This is a genomic window from Citrobacter sp. VF227 (genome assembly GCF_052950715.1).
In genome coordinates this window covers 64,719-82,556 of record NZ_JBRFVF010000003.1, presented here as the reverse complement: position 1 = coordinate 82,556, position 17,838 = coordinate 64,719, and the positions used below count along the sequence as shown (strand labels likewise).

16 protein-coding genes and 2 pseudogenes are annotated in these 17,838 nt (G+C 51.8%); all 18 read right to left on the bottom strand.

The window, feature by feature from the left end; translation table 11 throughout:
• Window positions 1-15: 15 nt before the first annotated feature.
• A pseudogene (locus ACU8YC_RS12720) lies at window positions 16-1,181 on the bottom strand (glutathionylspermidine synthase family protein).
• A gap of 2 nt (window positions 1,182-1,183) precedes the next feature.
• Window positions 1,184-1,825, bottom strand: coding sequence for a DUF1190 domain-containing protein (locus ACU8YC_RS12715; RefSeq protein ID WP_187259217.1), 642 nt, complete (start codon window positions 1,823-1,825; stop codon window positions 1,184-1,186).
• A 9-nt stretch (window positions 1,826-1,834) separates the two neighbouring features.
• On the bottom strand, window positions 1,835-2,233 hold the full coding sequence (locus ACU8YC_RS12710; RefSeq protein ID WP_006686318.1) for a DUF350 domain-containing protein: 399 nt from the start codon (window positions 2,231-2,233) through the stop codon (window positions 1,835-1,837).
• Window positions 2,234-2,250: 17 nt separating this feature from the next.
• Complete coding sequence (locus ACU8YC_RS12705) at window positions 2,251-2,934, bottom strand: YjfK family protein (RefSeq protein ID WP_187253605.1); 684 nt, start codon at window positions 2,932-2,934, stop codon at window positions 2,251-2,253.
• Window positions 2,910-3,977: a potassium channel family protein gene (locus ACU8YC_RS12700; protein ID WP_151217351.1), complete on the bottom strand. Its 1,068-nt coding sequence runs from the start codon at window positions 3,975-3,977 to the stop codon at window positions 2,910-2,912. Before ACU8YC_RS12700 ends, ACU8YC_RS12705 begins: the two co-directional genes overlap by 25 nt.
• Complete coding sequence (locus ACU8YC_RS12695; protein ID WP_187253603.1) at window positions 3,977-4,675, bottom strand: PspA/IM30 family protein; 699 nt, start codon at window positions 4,673-4,675, stop codon at window positions 3,977-3,979. Before ACU8YC_RS12695 ends, ACU8YC_RS12700 begins: the two co-directional genes overlap by 1 nt.
• 15 nt (window positions 4,676-4,690) lie before the next feature.
• Window positions 4,691-5,095 carry a YjfI family protein gene (locus tag ACU8YC_RS12690; RefSeq protein ID WP_151224459.1) on the bottom strand — a complete coding sequence of 135 codons (405 nt, stop codon included), beginning with the start codon at window positions 5,093-5,095 and terminating at the stop codon, window positions 4,691-4,693.
• Window positions 5,096-5,218: 123 nt separating this feature from the next.
• Entirely contained in the window at window positions 5,219-5,950 is a 732-nt protein-coding gene (rlmB, locus tag ACU8YC_RS12685; protein WP_003830482.1) for a 23S rRNA (guanosine(2251)-2'-O)-methyltransferase RlmB, read from the bottom strand.
• 70 nt (window positions 5,951-6,020) lie between these two features.
• Window positions 6,021-8,483, bottom strand: a complete 2,463-nt coding sequence (rnr, locus tag ACU8YC_RS12680) for a ribonuclease R (protein WP_210904351.1) — start codon at window positions 8,481-8,483, stop codon at window positions 6,021-6,023.
• A 38-nt stretch (window positions 8,484-8,521) separates the two neighbouring features.
• Window positions 8,522-8,947: a nitric oxide-sensing transcriptional repressor NsrR gene (gene nsrR / locus ACU8YC_RS12675; protein WP_005134424.1), complete on the bottom strand. Its 426-nt coding sequence runs from the start codon at window positions 8,945-8,947 to the stop codon at window positions 8,522-8,524.
• A gap of 216 nt (window positions 8,948-9,163) precedes the next feature.
• Window positions 9,164-10,462, bottom strand: coding sequence for an adenylosuccinate synthase (purA, locus tag ACU8YC_RS12670; RefSeq protein WP_003025606.1), 1,299 nt, complete (start codon window positions 10,460-10,462; stop codon window positions 9,164-9,166).
• A 102-nt stretch (window positions 10,463-10,564) separates the two neighbouring features.
• A pseudogene (locus ACU8YC_RS12665) lies at window positions 10,565-10,763 on the bottom strand (DUF2065 domain-containing protein).
• Window positions 10,764-10,845: 82 nt separating this feature from the next.
• Entirely contained in the window at window positions 10,846-11,850 is a 1,005-nt protein-coding gene (gene hflC / locus ACU8YC_RS12660; RefSeq protein WP_151217347.1) for a protease modulator HflC, read from the bottom strand.
• Between the two features lie 2 nt (window positions 11,851-11,852).
• Window positions 11,853-13,106, bottom strand: a complete 1,254-nt coding sequence (gene hflK, locus ACU8YC_RS12655; RefSeq protein WP_151217345.1) for an FtsH protease activity modulator HflK — start codon at window positions 13,104-13,106, stop codon at window positions 11,853-11,855.
• A 189-nt stretch (window positions 13,107-13,295) separates the two neighbouring features.
• Window positions 13,296-14,576 carry a ribosome rescue GTPase HflX gene (hflX, locus tag ACU8YC_RS12650; protein WP_151217343.1) on the bottom strand — a complete coding sequence of 427 codons (1,281 nt, stop codon included), beginning with the start codon at window positions 14,574-14,576 and terminating at the stop codon, window positions 13,296-13,298.
• A gap of 74 nt (window positions 14,577-14,650) precedes the next feature.
• Window positions 14,651-14,959 carry an RNA chaperone Hfq gene (hfq, locus tag ACU8YC_RS12645; RefSeq protein ID WP_003025584.1) on the bottom strand — a complete coding sequence of 103 codons (309 nt, stop codon included), beginning with the start codon at window positions 14,957-14,959 and terminating at the stop codon, window positions 14,651-14,653.
• A gap of 84 nt (window positions 14,960-15,043) precedes the next feature.
• Entirely contained in the window at window positions 15,044-15,994 is a 951-nt protein-coding gene (miaA, locus tag ACU8YC_RS12640; protein ID WP_151217341.1) for a tRNA (adenosine(37)-N6)-dimethylallyltransferase MiaA, read from the bottom strand.
• Window positions 15,987-17,837 (bottom strand): DNA mismatch repair endonuclease MutL, encoded by a 1,851-nt coding sequence (gene mutL, locus ACU8YC_RS12635; protein WP_446895407.1) that lies wholly within the window; start codon window positions 17,835-17,837, stop codon window positions 15,987-15,989. The genes miaA and mutL overlap by 8 nt, the downstream gene beginning before the upstream one ends.
• Between the last annotated feature and the right edge of the window lies 1 nt (window position 17,838).

Sequence of the window (17,838 nt, the reverse complement as noted above, 5' to 3'; positions counted from 1 at the left end):
ATCACAAAAGTGCGGTTAGCCCGCAATATAGTGAGGGACGAAACGAGAAGTATCTTTAGTGATCAACGTATTGTCCTCGCGGATCCCCATACCACAGGCTTCATCATCCACGATCCAACTGCCGATCAGCGTATAGCTGTCGCCAAAGTGCGGTAATGGCTGAAATGCCTGATAGATCATCGGCTCTTCGGCGTAGTCCCCCTCAGCATGTTCAACGACCTGCTGCTGACCATTAAAAATGGTGACGTTTCCCCCTCCCGAGAAAATATCGGTTTGCGCACATAACTTTTACCAGCCGCAATTTGTGGCGTTTCACCATCAAACCAGGCGGGAAGCAGATTAGGATGGTTGGGAAAAAATCGCCACAGCAAAGGCATCAGCCCTTTATTGCTGAGCACACTCTTCCACAACGGCTCAACCCACTGTTCTCGGCGATGGCGCAGTAAGGGACCATTTTCATCGCGCATCATCCACTCCAGAGGATAGAGCTTAAAGGCGCGACGAACGACGTTATCGTCCAGATCCGTGAGCACGCCGCCGACGCCAAGCCCCAGTTCTTCGACATAAATAAATCGTGACTTTTGCCCAGCCTGCTGCGCGCAATCCTGTAAATACAATACCGTGGTCCGATCTTCATCGGTATCTTCGCAGCAGCAGAAATAGAAGGGCTCGGGACTATAAAGCTCAGCAAAACGAGAGATCAGCCGCTCCTGAATAGCGTTGTACTGGTCGGCATCGCGTGGGATCACTCCGCTACGACGCGCATCTTCCAGCCATAACCACTGGAAATACGCGGACTCGTAGAGCGACGTTGGCGTATCGGCGTTGTACTCCAGCAGCTTGACCGGGGCGTTATTCCCGCACCAGACAAAATCCATGCGGCCATACAGCGAAGGATCGCGATCGCGCCAGCTTTCGGCAATCACATCCCAGTACAGGGGCGGGATCGCCAGTTGCTGCATAATCTGTTCGTCTTTAACTGCCCGCTCGACGACATCCAGACACATCTGGTGCAATTCTGCGGTAGGCTTTTCGATCTGCTCTTCCACTTGCCTGAGCGTAAAGCGGTATGCCCGACTCTCATCCCAGTAGATTTCGTCATCGATAATATGAAAATCGAAACCATGATCGTAGGCGATCCTGTCCAGAGCGGGGCGCACAGGGACATCATGTCGCAGCATCGTTAACCTCCCCAGTGCCCGCGTGCGCTGGACGAACGTCCGTAGCCGCCGCGTGAAACTGTCGAGACTTTTTTCGTCGTATAGCTATGGCTGGTTGCGGTATCACTCTTTCCGCTACCGGAACGCCAACTGTAATCTCCGGAAGGCGTACGCCAGACCGGGCGTGAAGCATAAGAAGAACCGCCGCTGCTGTAGACATACTGCTCGTCGCGATCCTTACGAATAATGCGGCTGAGTAAAAAACCGGTGAATACCGGCACCCAGCTTTGATCGGTGCTATCGAGATAGCAGTCACCAAACTGCGTCTGACAACTCTCCTTGCTCATTTGCTTCGGCAGATCAGCGTAAAACTCTGATTTCGCATTATTCCAGCCATCGGCACAAACGGTGGCGCTATTGCCACCGTCAATGCATTCGTTCACCGTGGAGTAAAAGGTACCGTCACCGTCGTTATCGGTATTATCGTCGTCTGTGCATCCTTTAAGGATAAAAAATGCCGCTCCGCCCATAATGGCCAACGTCAGATATTTTCCGCTGTAGCGGCTGCGTTTTTTTGCAAAAGGATCGACCGGGCGTCCGATTCGCGTGATGGAGGAATGCCCTGACGTCCTGTTTTTGTTTCCGGATTTGCGTATTCTTGCCATGATCGTCCATTACCATGTCATGCAGGCGGCGTTAAAAATGCCCCCCGCCAGGGCAGCAGTCCCCATAAACATTCCCGCTGCGGTATTGTGATTAATAATTTTCTCACTCAGTGCTGGCATGTATAAACGCACGCCGCCGTAGATAATGAGTTGAATTACCAGCGCAATTGCCCCCCAACAAAAATAATCCGGGATGCTAACAGCATTTATTGCCGCGCTGGATAACGGAATAACGTAGCCCAGCAATGTACCGCTAAAGGCCAGCGATGCTGCCGTATTATTATTTTTAATCAGCTGCCATTCATTGTGCGGTGTAATCTTTGAATAGATGATAAGAAAAATTATCACCATGGCTGCACCAATAAAAAAATAGGCGCAAAAAGCCAGTAATGAATCCAGTATATGCATTGTAACCATCCCTAAAATTAACCAATAATATCAAGCGATGTTAATGAAATATCTACACCCAGCGCCCGCGAAAATACCCACTCAGGCTCTCCCTGCTCATTGAACGACTCTTCACCGTTTAACAACAGGTATTCCCACGTATCATCTGTAACCTGCCGCTGGTAGCCCATAGTAAAATTATGTACATCCCATGTGGCATGCTGATGATTTTCCACTTTCTCCAGCATATAAACCGGTTCAATATTCCCCGGCTCTTCATCGTTAAAAAAGCGCTGCCAGCATACTTCCTGCCAGCTCAGCGTCGGCGTACCTATTGCGGACGGGCTAATGGCAGACTGCCAGTGTTTTTTCTGTGAAATCCCGTAACTTTCTTCATAAACAAAAAATTTGATATCGTCGATATCATCAATATCTGAGCCGCCCGTGGTATTGATTTGCAGAAACTCCTCTCCAGACGTGTAGTAGCGGAAAATCTGGCTTCCTCCTCCCAAATCAATATGGCTAACCGCGGCGACGGTGTACTCCTCACCAGGTAATTCGATCAGCAAAGACTCTTCCAGCAGGCGAAACGCCAGTGTATTGAGCGTAAACCCTGCATTCAGATGTAACCCCAACGGCCCGCGTACTGGCGCATCGGCAGCAGCTTTACCAAATAAACGCTGGAAAAAACTCGTCATTATTTTCCCTCTATCTCCAGCCATGCAATCTCTTTCGCCAGAATGCGGCTATTACCTATCAGATGCAGCCACATACCTCCTTTTACCTCTGTCGAAATGACCGGATTTAATTCCATCCCCCGACCATTTTTACAGCTGCTAATCCCCAAAACCGTGGCATCGTGACGAAGCTTCATATAGCGCATGAGGTCGCCATAACGAATTGAAACCACCTCTTCAGGTATTGGCACGGCAAACCCCGTATCACCCAGCATGGGATTCATGATGGATGCGACCGACTGCGAAGACCCTGGGTCCTGAATGGAGCGAGAAAGCTGCTCAGCGGAGAGATTGCGCACAATTTCAATGCGCGGACAATGAACTTCCAGCAATCCTGCGTAACGCTCATCTTCCATATAAGCAACAACATGGCATTGTTCAGGAATGGAATCTACCAGTGAAAGCGCGATGGTAAACGTGAGTTCATCTGTACGAGCAAATATGATCACACTCTGGCAATTGCATAACCCCATGCGAGCATGCTCTTGCGGGTCATTAAAATTACGGATACGAATGAAATCAACCCAGTTATTTCCTGATAAAGGATGCTGAATATCATCTGATTCACACAGGAGCACCCGCTCAAAAGCGCGCCGGGTGTCATACAGCAACAGCGATATCATTTTTTCCGTCTGGTGGCCTCGCCAACCGACCACCAGCATATGGTTACGCAAATGCTGATAATCTCCCATCCCCATCATTCCTTTCGCTAACATCCCTTGCACCAGGCCGATAACCTTTCCCATTAATGCGCCAAATAAACCAACGCTGACAGGAATTTGCCAGATCGCTGTAAAAATCCGACCTGCCGCAGTTTGCGGACTCATGTCACCAAAACCCAACGTAGAGCCGACGACTGAGCAGTAATAAATAAAGTCGCTCAGACGACCAACCAGTACCGCCTCACCAAGTAACCTCAGCACCAGGTAACAAAACAGATACTGCCCTGCGAATAACCCCAGTAATGCAGGCCAGGTCAGTCTTGAAAGGTGCCGTTGGCACGTTTTGATGACCCAGGTGAACAGCATTACTCGCCTTGCTGACGCTGCAGTCGTGCCAGGACATCCTGAGCCGAACTTTTATTGGTCGCCCCAATGCCAGCTTCGGCCAGCTTCTCGTCGAGGTCACGCCCATCGGCAACCTTTTCGAGTTGCGCAGCGGTATCCAGACGAGCCTGACGCTCTGCCTGCCGCGTTTGCAAACGCTTGAGCGACTCTGCGGCTGTAGACACGCTGGAAGACGCGCCCACTGTCGATGTAGTCACCGCCTGTTGGGCGCGCTGCATCGCTTCTGTTGCCTTTACCACCTCAAGCTGCTGTTCGAACTGCGCAATCCGTTGTGAGGTTGCGTTCACCGCTTTCTCAACGCCATCGCGCGACGCCTCAATGTTAGTAAGTACTTGCTCTTCAGCTGAAATCATATTCTCAAGGCGGGCAATCTCTTCCGCAACTTCATTTATCAAAGATGGATCAACGTTTTTACTCAGCGCTTCCATCGCTCGCGTTTCCAGCGTGGATTTACGGTCGCGCAAATCTTTCAGTTTGTCGTTGCTGAGCTTCACACGCGCCAACAGATCAACCCGTGATTTTCCCGCTTTATCCAGTTCACCTTTCGCGTCACGAATATGCTGCTCCAGCATCCGCACACCCTGTGCTTCTTCAATTGATTCTTCCGCTTGCGAAATCATTGACTTGCCGAGGGTGAACAGACTTTTCAAAATTCCCATTAATAACGTTCCTTGTTATTCGTGCGTGTATTCTTCAGTGATTTCAGCCAGATCCAGCGCATTATCGGCTAACGTTTTCATTTCAAGGACAACATCGTCCAGAGATGAATTAAGCGACAGCGCGCCAAACGCAACGTAATATTCATCTCGCTGAACGCGAGAAATTCCCACAGAGGACAGCGGCAGCAGTTTTTGATGACGTAACAAAAAGAGATTGAATTCGTCATGGTGTTGAATATCATTCACCGAACAAATAATAGTTTCAATTATCATCTGGCGGGAAGTAAATAAAACGTTAAGCTGCAGATCGCCATAATCATCCATTTTAACTATTAAGGATTGCTCATCATTATGAGTTTTAATATTTAAATCATGGATATTCTGCAGCGCAGTAGCGAGCATTTGTGGAGTCCACACTATATATCTTCCATATATTGATTATTTAGGAATAAATAAAATGAATGTTATTTTTACTCGCTTATAATACCCGTTTTAGATAAAAAAAAACCATCCTAAATTGGATGGTTTGTCTGAAAATTAAATTTATCCGCGCTGGCGGACTGCTTCAAACAGGCAGATGCCCGTCGCAACTGAAACGTTCAGCGACGAAACGCTACCTGCCATCGGGATGCTGATGAGTTCGTCACAGTGTTCACGGGTCAGACGGCGCATACCTTCACCCTCTGCGCCCATCACCAGCGCCAGACGCCCGGTCATTTTGCTCTGGTAGAGAGTATGGTCGGCTTCACCTGCGGTTCCGACGATCCAGATATTCTCTTCCTGCAGCATACGCATGGTGCGTGCCAGATTAGTTACACGGATCAGCGGTACGCTTTCTGCCGCGCCGCAGGCCACTTTTTTCGCCGTCGCATTCAGCTGCGCAGAACGATCCTTCGGTACGATAACCGCATGCACGCCAGCAGCATCGGCGCTACGCAGACATGCGCCCAGATTATGCGGGTCAGTGACGCCATCAAGGATCAAAAAGAACGGCTGATCGAGTGTAGCAATCAGATCCGGCAGATCGTTCTCCTGGTACTGACGACCCGGCTTCACGCGAGCAATAATGCCCTGATGTACCGCACCCTCACTTTTCTCATCCAGGAACTGGCGGTTAGCCAACTGAATGACAACACCCTGTGCTTCCAGTGCGTGGATCAGCGGCAGCAGGCGTTTATCTTCACGACCTTTGAGAATAAAGACGTCCTGGAAGCGCTCAGGCGCACGTTCCAGCAGAGCCTGCACCGCATGGATGCCGTAAATCATTTCACTCATGAATGTACTCGTTAATTTTTTATGTGTAACGCGGGCAACGCGAAGTTGCCCGACTTACTGTTTATGGCTGTTATTGTGCGACTTTCTTTTTCGACGCACGTTTAGCTTTGGTGGCGGCAGCGATTTTAAGCGTTTTTGCCGATGGCTTTTTCGCTTTTTTGTCGCCTTTCTTCTCAGCCGTTTTCTTATCCGCCTGAGGTTTGGCTCTGCCTTTCTTCTCGCCGCGGAAAGCGCTGTCCGGCTCGAAATTCACCTTTTTGCCCATCTGACGACGTTTACCGGTATTTTTACCTGCATCACCTTTTTTCGCTTTTTCGCGCGCGGTTTTGCCTTCATTGCGCGGTGCACGTTCGCTGGAGATCAAACTGAAGTCGATTTTACGCTCGTCCATATTGACCGCTTCTACACGAACTTCCACCCGATCGCCCAGGCGATACATTTGACCGCTGGATTCACCCGTCAGGCGCTGCCCAACCTGGTCGAAACGATAGTAGTCGTTATCCAGGGAGGAGACATGCACCAGACCGTCGATAAACAACTCATCAAGACGGACAAAGAAGCCAAATCCGGTGACGCTGGCGATCACGCCTTTGAAGACATTCCCTACCTGATCCAGCATGAAGTCGCACTTCAACCAGTCAGAGACATCGCGCGTGGCTTCGTCAGCACGGCGCTCGGCCATCGAACAGTGCTGACCCAGTTGCAGCATCTCTTCCATCGAATAATGGTAGCCACCCGTTTCCGTGGTGTTGCCCTTATGGCCCTGCTCCTGCGCCAGCAGATACTTAATCGCCCGGTGCAAGGAGAGATCCGGGTAACGACGGATCGGCGAGGTAAAGTGCGCATAAGATTGCAGCGCCAGACCAAAGTGTCCGCGGTTTTCCGGATCGTAAATCGCCTGCTTCATCGAACGCAGCAGCATGGTTTGCAGCATTTCAGCGTCAGGACGGTCAGCAATCGACTCCAGCAGCTCAGCGTAATCACGTGGCTCCGGTTTGTTGCCGCCTGGCAACTCCAGCCCCAACTCCGCCAGTACGGAACGGAACGAGTTAATCGCTTCGGTCGTCGGCTTATCATGAATACGGAACAGCGCGGGTTCTTTGGCTTTCTCAACGAATCGCGCCGCGGAGATGTTCGCCATGATCATGCACTCTTCAATCAGTTTGTGCGCATCATTACGTTGTGTCTGCTCAATACGCTCAATACGGCGTTCAGCATTGAAGATAAACTTCGCTTCTTCACTTTCAAACGAGATACCGCCACGCTCTTCTCGCGCTTTATCCAGCACTTTGTAGAGGTTGTGCAACTCTTCAATGTGTTTAACCAACGGCGCGTACTGCTCACGCAGTTCCTGGTCCCCCTGCAGCATATGCCAGACCTTGGTGTAGGTCAGACGCGCATGGGAGCTCATGACCGCTTCGTAGAATTTAAAGCCGGTTAAACGGCCTTTCGACGAAATGGTCATTTCGCAGACCATACACAACCTGTCCACCTGCGGGTTGAGAGAACACAATCCGTTAGACAGCACTTCCGGCAGCATCGGAACAACCTGCGACGGGAAGTAGACGGATGTGCCACGGCTGCGGGCTTCCTGGTCCAGCGGAGTCGGCGGGCGAACATAATAGCTTACGTCAGCAATCGCCACCCATAAACGCCAGCCGCCGCCACGTTTCTTTTCGCAGTAAACCGCATCGTCGAAGTCACGCGCATCTTCACCATCGATAGTCACCAGCGGCAGTGAGCGCAGATCGACACGTCCGACTTTCGCTTCTTCCGGCACTTCTTCTTTCAGCCCGGCGACCTGTTTTTCGACCGCCTGCGGCCAGATATACGGGATTTCATGAGTACGCAGAGCCATATCTACGGCCATGCTGGTTCCCATGTTGTCGCCCAGGACTTCAACAATTTTACCCACCGCTTTGGTGCGACGAGTCGGACGCTGGGTCAGTTCAACCACGACCACAAAGCCCATTCGCGCCCCCATAATCTCTTCCGGCGGGATCAGGATATCGAAGCTCAGGCGGCTATCGTCAGGGACAACAAACCCAACGCCAGCGTCGGTAAAGTAGCGACCGACAATCTGGCTGGTTTTTGGCACCAGGACGCGCACAATACGCGCTTCGCGACGACCTTTACGATCTGCGCCCAGCGGTTGTGCCAGTACCTGATCGCCATGAATACAGGTTTTCATCTGCTCGCTGGACAGGTACAAGTCATCTTTACGGCCTTCAACGCGCAGAAAGCCGTAGCCATCACGGTGGCCAATAACGGTACCTTTCAGCAGGTCAAGACGTTCGGGCAGCGCATAGCACTGGCGGCGGGTGAAGACCAGTTGTCCGTCACGCTCCATGGCGCGCAGGCGACGACGCAACGCTTCTTGCTGCTCTTCACCTTCAATGTTGAGTTCAGCGGCCAGCTCATCGCGGTTGGCCGGTTTTTCACGTTTAGTTAAATGTTCGAGGATAAATTCCCGGCTCGGGATAGGATTCGCGTATTTTTCTGCTTCGCGTTCCTGGAAAGGATCTTGTGACATTGAGGTTCCTCCATTGTCAGCTCTGATGAAGATTTTCGTCACTCCACCAGCAATAATTTATAAAGCGGTTGATTTTCTTCAACCAAATCAGCAAGTGTGTAGTTGTCCAGTTCCGTGAGAAAACTTTGCACTGCCTTAGAAAGCGCCTGTTTGAGTCGACAGGCCGGGGTAATATGGCAAAACTCGCTGCTACAATTGACCAACGATAGAGGTTCGAGCTCGCGAACCACATCACCAATACCAATAGCTTTAGCCGGTTTACCCAAGCGGATACCGCCATTTTTTCCACGAATAGCAGTAACAAAGCCCGCCCGGCTAAGTTGATTGATTATTTTGACCATATGATTACGGGACACGCCGTAGACTTCTGTCACCTCAGAAATACTGGTCATACGTCCTTCGGGAAGTGACGCCATGTAGATTAGCGCACGTAATCCGTAATCGGTGAAACTTGTTAACTGCACATCAACCTCAGGAAAAGGGATAAAACGGATAAACCTGGTGGTATTAATTACATTGATGATAAACCAGCCACCAGCCAGGTCGCTAATTTATTTCAATTCAGGAAGGAAAAAAGCGAGGAACTTACGTGAATTTAAGCCGGATTCTAATACAAAGCGCTCCATCCGGCCTAAGATAGTGCAAGCGCAGCGCCATTCGACGCCACGCTATAACCAGAATTATGCGTCGAACGGGTCGCGCAGGATCATGGTTTCGGTACGGTCTGGGCCAGTTGAGATAATATCAATCGGCACACCGGTCAGTTCTTCAATACGCTTGATGTAGTTCAGTGCTGCCTGCGGCAGACCGCTACGTTCCTTCACGCCGAAGGTGGATTCAGACCAGCCCGGCATGGTTTCGTAAATCGGCTCAATACCTTTCCAGTCGTCAGCTGCCAGCGGAGTCGTGGTCACTTCACGACCATCTGGCATACGGTAAGCGACACAGATTTTCACCTCTTTCAAACCGTCCAGTACGTCCAGTTTGGTCAGGCAGAAGCCAGACAGGGAGTTAATCTGTACTGCGCGACGTACAGCAACGGAGTCCAGCCAACCGGTGCGACGACGACGACCGGTGGTCGCGCCATACTCGTTACCTTGTTTGCACAGGAACTCGCCAACGTCATCAAACAGCTCAGTCGGGAACGGACCCGCACCGACACGTGTAGAGTAAGCTTTGATGATACCCAGAACGTAATCCACATAACGTGGACCCAGGCCGGAGCCGGTCGCCACACCACCTGCGGTAGTGTTGGAAGACGTTACGTACGGATAGGTACCGTGGTCGATATCCAGCAGCGTACCCTGCGCGCCTTCGAACATGACGAAATCGCCACGCTTACGCGCCTGGTCCAGCAGATCGGAAACATCAACAACCATCGAGGTCAGGATGTCGGCAATCGCCATCACATCATCCAGCACTTTCTGGTAGTCAACCGCTTCAACTTTATAGAAATTCACCAGCTGGAAGTTGTGATATTCCATCACTTCTTTCAGTTTTTCAGCGAAGGTTGCTTTATCAAACAGATCGCCAACGCGCAGACCGCGACGTGCCACTTTGTCTTCATAAGCAGGACCGATACCACGACCGGTAGTACCGATCGCTTTCTCGCCACGCGCTTTCTCACGAGCGTTATCTAACGCCACGTGATAATCAAGGATCAGCGGACAAGCTTCAGACAACAGCAGGCGCTCGCGAACCGGGATACCACGATCTTCCAGTCCTTTCATTTCTTTCATCAGCGCGGACGGAGACAGCACAACACCGTTACCGATGATGCTGATGACATTCTCGCGAAGAATACCTGATGGAATAAGATGGAGGACGGTTTTTTCACCGTTGATTACGAGAGTATGGCCTGCGTTGTGACCACCCTGGTAGCGCACAACATATTTAGCCCGTTCAGTCAGAAGATCGACGATCTTCCCTTTACCTTCGTCACCCCATTGGGTGCCCAGTACGACGACGTTGTTACCCATTTTTCAAAATCACCGTTTGCTTAAAAATGGATTCTACCACCGCTTTTTCAGATATACAGCACTTTTTGCATGCGAAAATCCGCAAAATAGGCTACTAATTGATCAGCCAATCGTTTTCCTCAACATGTAGTAGACCACAACGCCCGCAACCACAAGACCTCCACCAAAACGACGTAAAGTATTTTCAGGAAGCTGCGCCATTGCGGAGATCATTTTTCTTCCACGCGCCGGGATAAAGCATCGGTCCCAGGCCTTCCAGCACCAGAACCAGTGCGAGCGCCAGCAAAATTGTTGAATTCATCCATCGTCCTTTTATAAAAAGAAAACCACCGCATCCTGGGGATGCCGGTGGTTTTGCTGGTTTTTAAACCGCTGGAACGCTATTAGCGTGTCGCGGTATTCGGCGTCTTCATGTAGCGGAAGAAATCGCTGTCCGGGCTCATGACCATCACGTCCTGATTACCTTCGAAGCTCTTCTCGTACGCACGCAGGCTACGGATGAAGGCGTAGAAGTCAGGATCCTGGCTGAACGCATCGGCAAACAATTTAGCGGCTTCTGCATCGCCCTCACCGCGCATTATGCGGCCCTGGCGCTCAGATTCTGCCAGCGTTTTGGTGACTTCATAGTCTGCCGTCGCGCGCAGTTTTTCCGCTTCTTCCTGACCTTGTGAACGATGGCGACGCGCTACCGCTTCACGCTCAGCGCGCATACGGTTGTAGATAGCCTCGGACACTTCAGCAGGCAGGTTGATTTGCTTAATACGCACGTCAACCACTTCAATCCCCAATGCCGCCATACTGTTCGGGTTGATGACCGGTACTTTACCTTTCGTTTCAGCCTGAACACGCTCAGCCGCTTCGGCAATTGCGCTGTCCGCCGCCGGCGTCGCGACTTCATCTTCCGTGCCAGCAGAACCGGAGTTCAGCGCGTCACGCACTTCCAGGGTCAGACGACCGCGGGAGTCGGTAACGATGTCTTTCACGTCCAGACGACCAATTTCAGAACGCAGACGGTCAGAGAACTTACGTTTCAGCAGGACTTCTGCCTGAGAAACATCGCCACCGCCCGTTGCCAGGTAGTAACGGCTAAAGTCACTGATACGCCACTTAATGTAGGAGTCAACGATCAGGTCTTTCTTCTCTTTGGTGACAAAGCGATCGGCCTGGTTGTCCATGGTCTGAATACGCGCATCCAGCATCTTCACTGATTCAATAAACGGAATCTTGAAGTGCAGGCCTGGTGCAACAACCAGCGGCTTGTTTTCATCGTCACGTAGTACTTTACCAAAGCGCAGAGTAATACCGCGCTCGCCTTCTTTGACCACAAAGACAGACATGAACAGAACTACCAGAACGATGATGATAATCGCAATAACTGACTTACGCATCGTTATTCCCCCTGACGCTGGTAGTCGTTACGCTGCGCATTCGCGCGGCGTTGGTCCATAATATCGCCCTGACTGGTGGACGAAGTATTGCTTGCTCCAGTACTGGAAGTCGCTGCTGGCGGCAGACGCAGCAGGTTTGAACTGCTGTCAGTCTTTGCTGCCGGCGCACTGCCGCCCTTCAGCATTTGATCCAGCGGTAGAACCATCAGATTGCTGCCTTTATCGTTAACCAGGACTTTGCGGGTATTGCTCAACACTTTTTCCATGGTCTCGATATACAGACGCTCGCGGGTAATTTGCGGCGCGGCTTTATATTCCGGCAGAATTTTTGCGAAACGAGCCACTTCACCCTGTGCTTCCAGGATGGTTTGCGTTTTGTAAGCTCGCGCTTCTTCCAGAATACGCTGCGCCTGACCGTTTGCACGCGGCTGCACTTCGTTGGTGTACGCTTCTGCTTCACGAATGTACTGCTGTTCGTTTTCACGTGCTGCGATAGCATCGTCAAACGCGGCTTTTACTTCTTCCGGCGGACGTGCGGCCTGGAAGTTGACGTCCAGCAGAGTGATACCCATGTTGTACGGACGGATGGTTTCTTCCAGTTCACGCTGGGTATCGCTACGAATAACGGTACGGCCTTCAGTCAGGATACGGTCCATAGTGTATTTACCGATAACACCACGCAGGGCGCTGTCGGTTGCCTGACGCAGGCTGTCATCCGCGCTGGTTACGCTAAACAGGTAACGCTGCGGATCGGTCACACGATACTGCACGTTCATTTCAACGCGTACGACGTTTTCGTCAGAGGTCAGCATGACGCCGGATGCGGCAAGTTCACGCACGGCTTCAACGTTAACCGGGGTCACTTCATCGATAAAGGTCGGTTTCCAGTTCAGACCCGGCTCAACCAAATGGCTGAATTTACCGAAGCGTGTCACCACGCCGCGTTCCGCTTCTTTAATGGTGTAGAAACCGCTGGCCGCCCAAATAATGACGATAGCTGCCGCTGCGATAGCAAAGACCCGACCGCCCAATTGAGGACGCGGGCCTTGCGATGAACTACCGCCGCCAGAACCAGTACCTTTACCGCCACCCAGACCACCGAGCTTTTTGCTCAGTTTGCGGAAGATATCATCCAGATCGGGAGGTCCCTGATCGCGACCACCTTTGTTTCCATTTCCCTCAGAGTTGCCGCCAGGTTTGCTGCTTCCCCACGGGTCGCGGTCTTGTCCGTTATTACCGGGCTGATTCCACGCCATTTTTGTGCTCCATATTTGTTATGCGATGCTATACCTGCGTCTTTTGCGCTGCCGATGCGTTGGCTACGTCCCTCAACTCCAGTCACATAGTTGACTATGCTGCTGGAGATTTCAGGACTTGCCGCCTTCCTGCCGCACAAAATCCACAAGGTATAGAGGCGAAAAAATCTTCAGGCCATATCCGTCAGATCAGACAACATAGTCTTCCAGTGCCGGTTCTTGTTTACAGAGGCGACGCCAGTCTACGATCGGCATACGAACCTGCAGACCTACGCTGCCGTCCTCCTCCATCCACTCTTTTTCTATTGCCTGAAGTTGATAAAACCGGCTTCTCAGACGCCCTTCCTGCGGCGGCAAACGCAACGTATGCTGCGCCACCTCACCGGAAAGTCGCTCAGTCAAAGCCTGAAAAAGCTGTGGTATACCTATTCCCGTTTGCGCTGAAACCCAAACGCGAATCGGTTTATTCTCTTCATCTCTGTCGATACGCGGCTCAAAATCTTCCAGCATATCGATTTTATTCATCACCAGCAGGGTCGGGATCTCGTGAGCATCGATCTCTTCGAGCACCGTGTCGACGGCCTCGATGTTTTCCTGCACACGAAAATCTGCTGCATCAATAACGTGCAGCAGCAATGTCGCCTGACGTGTTTCCTGCAGGGTGGCTTTAAACGCCGCCACCAGGTCGTGCGGTAAATGACGGATAAACCCTACGGTATCCGCCAGCACAGTTTCACCGACGTCCGCTACGTCTATTCGGCGCAGCGTCGGGTCCAGAGTTGCAAACAGCTGATCCGCTGCGTAAACCCGGGCTTCGGTAATCTGGTTGAACAGGGTGGATTTTCCGGCGTTGGTATATCCCACCAGTGATACGGTTGGGACATCCGCTTTCTTGCGCGACTGTCGCCCCTGCTCACGTTGCTTTTCAACTTTTTCCAGGCGCGACTGTATTTGCAAAATGCGATTACGCAGCAAACGACGGTCGGTTTCGAGCTGGGTTTCACCCGGACCGCGCAAACCAATCCCGCCTTTTTGCCTTTCAAGGTGGGTCCAGCCACGGACCAGACGCGTAGCCATATGGCGCAACTGCGCCAGCTCAACCTGCAACTTACCCTCATGGGTGCGCGCACGCTGGGCAAAAATATCTAAAATAAGGCCTGTCCTGTCGATAACAAGACACTGGCACAACTGTTCCAGGTTACGTTCCTGGGCGGGGCTTAGAGCATGATCAAAAATCACCACCGCAGCGCCAGTCGCTTTTACGGCTTCGGCAATTTCGATTGCCTTACCTTCACCAACAAAATACTTCGGGTGCGGTGCTTTACGGCTCCCGGTAATCACCTGCATTGCTTCGACACCGGCGGAAGAAACCAGAGATTCAAACTCCTGGAGGTCTTCCATATCTTTGTCTTGCGAAAAATAGATGTGTACCAGTACCGCCTGCTCACCGGCATCATAACGGTCAAACAAGCGTCAACCCCTTAATATGTATCAACGGGGAACGCAGGATCGCTGGCTCCCCGTATGTAAAACAGCAGACAACCTTATTCGGTTTCTTCGCTGTCCTGTTGCGCAGATGAACCTTGCGCGTTGCTACCGTGATGGTAGTTGCTGCCAGTGCCGCCGGTGGCATTATTGCTGTGATGAGAAACCGGGCGAGACGGGACAACAGTAGAAATCGCGTGCTTATAAACCATCTGGCTGACCGTGTTTTTCAACAGGATCACGAACTGATCAAAAGACTCGATTTGACCTTGCAGCTTAATACCATTCACCAAATAAATAGAAACTGGAACACGTTCCCGACGCAGTGCGTTCAGGAACGGATCTTGTAAAGATTGCCCCTTAGCCATTCTCTCTTTTCCTTATATGCTTATTTGTACTTTGAACCTTTCGATTCTGAAAAATTGCGCACGATACGTTTCAATTGTACACATTCAGTTCGCGATAGCACCAACAACCTGTAATACTTCGTTTCGCGCCTGGTCAGGCTTTTCACTGTCAAGCCAGTGCACGCCTTCCCAACCACGCAACCAGGTTATCTGTCGCTTCGCCAACTGCCTCGTGGCGCAAACACCTCTATAAACCATTTCATCGTATGAAATTTCGCCTTCAATGTATGACCACATCTGGCGATACCCTACACAACGAATGGAAGGCAAATCCGTATGCAAATCTCCTCGGGCAAAAAGCGCCCGGACTTCTGCTTCAAAACCTGAAGCTAACATCTGATGAAAACGCTGCTCAATTCGCTGATGGAGCAGTTCACGGCTCGCCGGGGCGATTGCAAACTGATGCACCTGATACGGCAAAGCATCTCCTGACGTTTGCGTCAGCTCCGTTAAAGTTTTACCCGAAATGAAAAAAACTTCCAGTGCCCGGGAAAGTCTTTGCGGATCATTTGGATGAATACGCGCCGCTGCCACTGGATCGATTTCCTGAAGCTGTCGGTGCAACGCGTCCCACCCAAGCTCTGCAGCCTGCTGCTCAATTCTGGCCCTGACTTCCGGGTCCGCCGACGGTAACGGCGACAGCCCTTCAAGCAAGGCTTTAAAATATAACATTGTACCGCCCACCAGCAGCGGGATACGCCCCGCAGCGGTAATATCGGCCATCTCGGCTAACGCATCGCGGCGAAAATCCGCCGCAGAATATGCTTGCGACGGATCGCGAATATCCAGCAATCGGTGCGGCGCAGCCTGTAATTCATCTGCATCAGGCTTGGCTGTGCCAATATCCATCCCTTTGTAAATAAGGGCGGAATCAACGCTTATCAACTCTATGGGTAAAACTTTACGCAATTCAATTGCCAGTGCCGTTTTACCAGAGGCCGTTGGCCCCATCAAAAAAATCGCCTTTGGCAGGCTCGCCTTACGGGTATCACTCATGTTTCAGGGCATTCATTACCGAATGTAAATCAACGGGTTGTAACAGACCACCCGGCGGCGCCTTCACGAGTTGTGGGCAAAGCCGCTCAACATCCGCTAACAGCGTAATCGCCTGAGCCATGCTCCACTGAGGATGCTCGCTCATCAGGTTACGTGCAATCCACTGTGCAATATTGCCCGGTTCGAATACGGACTGCTGCGCCAGGTAGCCTATCAGTTCAGGAATCAAGATTTGTAAATTTTGTTGGCGTAAGGGTAAAGGCACCGCCCGGATGGTCACATGCTGTGCATCCAGTTGAAATTCAATGCCCAGCTCAGCCAGTTGGCCCTGCCCTTTTTGCAGCGCCGCTTTTTCATCGGCGGTGACTTTTAAACGTAAAGGGATCAGCAACGGCTGGGCGCAAACGGTCCCCTGGTCTGGCGTTAACTGCGCCTGACGCAGCCAACGTTCCGCCACCGGTAATGCCAGCAACCGAATATGACCATCGCATTCGAGTAACGCGCAGTCTGCGCCGACAATCGTTAGCACCCGTCCAAAGCCCTGAGCGCTGCCGGTCAGCGGTGCCGATGGTGTTTCAGAGACCGGCGTTTTACGCGGCGGAGCCGGCGTCTGCAGCAGTTGCTGATAAATTTCACCCTGCTGCTTTTGATATCCAGGTTGGGCATGAGGCCAGCTAGCCGCCTGACGGCCTGCACCACCAGCGGACGCGGAGTAACGCGGTGTCGCAGGTTCACGCACGGGAGCCGGTTCGGCAAAATGGTTACGTCCGGCGGCAACGCGGTTTTCAGGAATGTGCCTTGGGGCGGGTTCATCGTCATCAGCCAACGGCAGCGACGTTTCAAGCTGCTGTTGCAGAACACTCAACACGCCCTGATAAATAAAATCGTGCACCAGGCGGGACTGATGAAAACGGACCTCATGTTTGGCCGGATGTACGTTAACATCCACCTGATGCGGGTCGATTTCCAGATACAACACAAAAGCGGGTTGCTGATCGGCTCCCAGCTTATCTTCACAGGCCTGACGAATAGCATGGTTGATCAGCCGATCGCGCATCATCCGGCCATTCACATAGCAGTACTGGATTTCCGCCAGCGCTGCCGTTGTGTGGTTAGGATCGGCCACCCAGCCGCGCAACGTTAAATCGCCATGCTGCCATTCAATCGCCAGCGCATATTCCAGAAACGGCGTGCCGCAAATCGCGCCCAGTCGGCGCTCTTTCTGTCCATCAGCAGCCACTGCACGGTACTGGCGTACCACTTTACCGTTGTGTGACAAATTAATCGTCACATCAAAACGTGCCAGGGCAATGCGACGAATAATCTCATCAATATGATTAAATTCGGTTTTTTCGGTACGCATAAACTTGCGCCGCGCCGGGGTGTTGTAGAACAGATCTAACACCTCCAGTGTGGTTCCCACTGGATGCGCAGCAGGTTTTACCGTCACATCCATGTCGCGCCCTTCAGCATAGGCTTGCCAGGCCTCAGGCTGCTCTTGTGTGCGCGATGTCAGGGTTAAACGAGAGACGGAGCTGATACTGGCCAGCGCTTCGCCGCGAAATCCGAGGCTCACGATGGCCTCGAGATCGTCAAGCGAGGCAATTTTACTGGTGGCATGGCGCGCCAGCGCTAACGCCAACTCGTCTTTTTTAATCCCGCAGCCGTTGTCACGAATACGGATAAGCTTCGCACCACCGCGCTCTATATCAATATCAATGCGCGTCGCACCAGCATCAATGCTGTTTTCCACCAGCTCTTTCACCACTGACGCAGGCCGTTCTACCACCTCGCCTGCGGCAATCTGGTTCGCCAGCTGTGGCGGTAGAACCTGAATCGGCATG

Excerpts from the sequence above, each read along its gene's own strand:
- ACU8YC_RS12700 (WP_151217351.1), bottom strand. The coding sequence starts at position 3,977 with ATGCTGTTCACCTGGGTCATCAAAACGTGCCAACGGCACCTTTCAAGA.
- hflC (WP_151217347.1), bottom strand. The coding sequence starts at position 11,850 with ATGCGTAAGTCAGTTATTGCGATTATCATCATCGTTCTGGTAGTTCTG.
- ACU8YC_RS12695 (WP_187253603.1), bottom strand. The coding sequence starts at position 4,675 with ATGGGAATTTTGAAAAGTCTGTTCACCCTCGGCAAGTCAATGATTTCG.
- ACU8YC_RS12705 (WP_187253605.1), bottom strand. The coding sequence starts at position 2,934 with ATGGCTGGAGATAGAGGGAAAATAATGACGAGTTTTTTCCAGCGTTTA.
- hfq (WP_003025584.1), bottom strand. The coding sequence starts at position 14,959 with ATGGCTAAGGGGCAATCTTTACAAGATCCGTTCCTGAACGCACTGCGT.
- rlmB (WP_003830482.1), bottom strand. The coding sequence starts at position 5,950 with ATGAGTGAAATGATTTACGGCATCCATGCGGTGCAGGCTCTGCTGGAA.
- mutL (WP_446895407.1), bottom strand. The coding sequence starts at position 17,837 with ATGCCGATTCAGGTTCTACCGCCACAGCTGGCGAACCAGATTGCCGCA.
- ACU8YC_RS12715 (WP_187259217.1), bottom strand. The coding sequence starts at position 1,825 with ATGGCAAGAATACGCAAATCCGGAAACAAAAACAGGACGTCAGGGCAT.
- hflK (WP_151217345.1), bottom strand. The coding sequence starts at position 13,106 with ATGGCGTGGAATCAGCCCGGTAATAACGGACAAGACCGCGACCCGTGG.
- ACU8YC_RS12710 (WP_006686318.1), bottom strand. The coding sequence starts at position 2,233 with ATGCATATACTGGATTCATTACTGGCTTTTTGCGCCTATTTTTTTATT.
- rnr (WP_210904351.1), bottom strand. The coding sequence starts at position 8,483 with ATGTCACAAGATCCTTTCCAGGAACGCGAAGCAGAAAAATACGCGAAT.
- purA (WP_003025606.1), bottom strand. The coding sequence starts at position 10,462 with ATGGGTAACAACGTCGTCGTACTGGGCACCCAATGGGGTGACGAAGGT.
- miaA (WP_151217341.1), bottom strand. The coding sequence starts at position 15,994 with ATGAGTGATACCCGTAAGGCGAGCCTGCCAAAGGCGATTTTTTTGATG.